Source organism: Streptomyces sp. SID1328, assembly GCF_009865595.1.
GTDB lineage: Bacteria > Actinomycetota > Actinomycetes > Streptomycetales > Streptomycetaceae > Streptomyces > Streptomyces griseoluteus.
Genome location: NZ_WWKH01000712.1, coordinates 1 through 2,541, shown reverse-complemented (window position 1 = coordinate 2,541; position 2,541 = coordinate 1). Strand labels below are relative to the sequence as shown.

Here is a 2,541-nt window from a genome sequence, read left to right as displayed (position 1 = left end):
GCCCCGGCCCCGGCTCCCGCGCCCGCCCCGGCTCCGGCCGCTCCGGCCACCGCGCCGAGCGCGCCGACCGCCACCCAGGCGACCGACGAGGGCGCCTACGTGACCCCGCTGGTGCGCAAGCTCGCCGCCGAGAACGGCGTCGACCTGGCCTCGGTCAAGGGCACCGGTGTCGGTGGCCGCATCCGCAAGCAGGACGTCATCGCCGCCGCCGAGGCCGCGAAGACCGCCGCCGCCCCGGCTCCGGCAGCGGCTGCGGCTCCGGCCGCCGCGAAGAAGGCCCCCGCGCTGGAGGTCTCCCCGCTGCGTGGCCAGACCGTCAAGATGACCCGCATCCGCAAGGTCATCGGCGACAACATGGTCAAGGCGCTGACCGAGCAGGCCCAGCTCTCCTCGGTCGTCGAGGTCGACGTCACCCGTCTGATGAAGCTGCGCGGCAAGGCGAAGGACTCCTTCGCCGCCCGTGAGGGCGTCAAGCTCTCCCCGATGCCGTTCTTCGTCAAGGCCGCCGCGCAGGCGCTGAAGGCCCACCCGGTCATCAACGCCCGCATCAACGAGGCCGAGGGCACCATCACCTACTTCGACACCGAGAACGTCGGTATCGCGGTGGACTCCGAGAAGGGCCTGATGACCCCGGTCATCAAGCACGCCGGTGACCTCAACCTGGCGGGCATCGCCAAGGCGACCGCGGAGCTGGCCGGCAAGGTCCGCGCCAACAAGATCACCCCGGACGAGCTGTCCGGCGCGACCTTCACCATCTCCAACACCGGTTCGCGCGGCGCCCTGTTCGACACGATCATCGTGCCGCCGAACCAGGTCGCCATCCTCGGCATCGGCGCCACGGTGAAGCGCCCGGCCGTCCTGGAGACGGAGGAGGGCACGGTCATCGCCGTCCGCGACATGACCTACCTGACCCTCTCCTACGACCACCGCCTGGTGGACGGCGCCGACGCGGCCCGCTACCTGACCACGGTCAAGCAGATCCTGGAGGCGGGCGAGTTCGAGGTGGAGCTCGGCCTGTAGACCCCGGCCTGTGAGGAAGCCCCCTGTCCAAGGACAGGGGGCTTCGCCGTTTCCGGGCGGGCCCGCCGGACCCGCCCAGGGGCGCGGGGCCGTGCTGACATGCGGCTCCGCCGCGCGGGCGCGACCAGCCACGACGGCGCCGCACCCACCCCCAAACCGGCACCCCCACGGCGAGACCGATCGAAAACACCCTGTGCAACTCGTCTCACCTGGGCAAAAGCCCCCCGATGCGCCGCACGGCACCCGACGGGCCCCCGTATGGTCATAGAGCCACGCCCCTTGAAGAGGAGCCCCCATGACCGCGCCCGTAATCCACTCGCTGCGCGAACAGATCCGCGAGCACATCGTGGAGGGCATCGTCAGCGGTCGCTGGCAACCGGGCGAGCGCATCGTGGAACGCAGGATCGCCACCGAACTGGAGGTCAGCCAGACCCCCGTCCGGGAAGCCCTGCGGGAACTGGAATCCCTCCGCCTCATCGAATCGGCCCCCAACAAGGGCGTACGCGTACGCAACCTGACCGCGGCCGACCTGGAGGAGAGCTACCCCGTCCGGGCGGGCCTGGAAGCCATCGCGGCGGAGCTCGCGGCCGGGACCCTGGCGGAGAGCTGCGCGGCCCTGGAACCCCACGTCGCGGCCCTCTACGAGGCCGACCGGGCCGGAGACGGCACCGGCCAGGTCCGGCACACCGTCGGCTTCCACCGCGAACTCGTCCGCGCCGCGGGCAACTCGGTACTGCTGCACACCTGGGAGGGCCTCGGCATCGAGGTCTTCACCGCCCTGTCGATCCGCTGGCTCGGCACCGTCCAGCAGTCCTACGCCGAGGAGCACGAGGAGCTGGTGCAGGCGTTCCAGCGCCGCGACCCCCGGATCGCCGAGCTGGTGAAGGCCCACGTCCTGGGCTGCGCGCCCCGCCCCTGACCCGGCTGAGCGACACCCCGCCCACCTGGGAAAACAAGGCACCGCGTGCCTGTACGAAAGACACCGGGTGCCTACTTTCGCGTCAAGACCGGGTTTTCGCCCTCAAACCTTTGATCGATCATCGATCAGGGAGTTATTGTCACCGACGGACTTCTACCGAGTTCTCGCCCTGTCCTGCCAAAGACCAAGGGCAACCCCGAACCCTCACCCATGAGGGATCCCCCTTCGACTGAGGAAGGCGGCGAGATGACCGACCCCAACGCCATCCAGCCGAGCGCGCTCGACCAGCTCCCGGACCGCGACCCCGAGGAGACCGCCGAGTGGCGCGCCTCCCTGGACGCCGTGGCCAGGGAAGCGGGCCCGCACCGCGCCGCGTACCTGATGCGGCGCACGCTGGAGCGTGCCGAGGCGGGCGGTGTCGCGCTGCCGAAGCTCCTGGAGACGGACTACGTCAACTCCATCCCCACCGCCGCCGAGCCGGGCGTCCCCGGTGACGAGGCGATGGAGACCCGGATCACCGCGTGGAACCGGTGGAACGCGGCGGCGATGGTGACCCGCGGCAGCAAGTACGGCGTCGGCGGCCACATCGCCACCTTCGCCTC

General features: G+C 70.9%; 2 protein-coding genes and 1 pseudogene. All 3 read left to right on the top strand.

Features of this window, described 5'->3' with window-relative positions; all coding sequences use genetic code 11:
- On the top strand, positions 1 to 1,020 hold a 1,020-nt coding region (gene sucB / locus GT030_RS22940), incomplete at its 5' end, for a 2-oxoglutarate dehydrogenase, E2 component, dihydrolipoamide succinyltransferase (RefSeq protein WP_161202706.1).
- A 295-nt stretch (positions 1,021 to 1,315) separates the two neighbouring features.
- Positions 1,316 to 1,939 carry a GntR family transcriptional regulator gene (locus tag GT030_RS22935; protein ID WP_161202705.1) on the top strand — a complete coding sequence of 208 codons (624 nt, stop codon included), beginning with the start codon at positions 1,316 to 1,318 and terminating at the stop codon, positions 1,937 to 1,939.
- A gap of 246 nt (positions 1,940 to 2,185) precedes the next feature.
- Positions 2,186 to 2,541 (top strand): annotated as a pseudogene (locus GT030_RS22930) (pyruvate dehydrogenase (acetyl-transferring), homodimeric type); the annotation flags it as partial.